A 221-nucleotide genomic window follows, 5' to 3' on the forward strand; every position below is an offset into this window, starting at 1 on the left:
TATTTTTAACGTCGCTGCTAAACGGGATAACCGATTAGGTGGGCATGAGTCATTACAGTTTTTCTTAACCTCAGGCTTTCGCTACTGCGATATGAATATCTTCCATCGCCATGAAAACTCTGATGGTACCGGTTAAGTACTTTTTAGTATTTCTAATATGATGGCAACAGTTACATTTGATTTATATACGATTGAGAAATTTAACTCGACGGGTATCTCTT

Annotated in this window: 1 protein-coding gene; it reads left to right on the top strand. The window is 37.1% G+C overall.

Going from position 1 to position 221, the window contains the following annotated elements:
* Position 1: 1 nt before the first annotated feature.
* Entirely contained in the window at positions 2-136 is a 135-nt protein-coding gene (locus V6256_RS16505; protein WP_424141082.1) for a cell division protein ZipA C-terminal FtsZ-binding domain-containing protein, read from the top strand.
* Positions 137-221 lie beyond the last annotated feature (85 nt).

The organism is Psychromonas aquatilis (assembly GCF_038155185.1).
In the GTDB taxonomy this organism is placed as follows: domain Bacteria; phylum Pseudomonadota; class Gammaproteobacteria; order Enterobacterales; family Psychromonadaceae; genus Psychromonas; species Psychromonas aquatilis.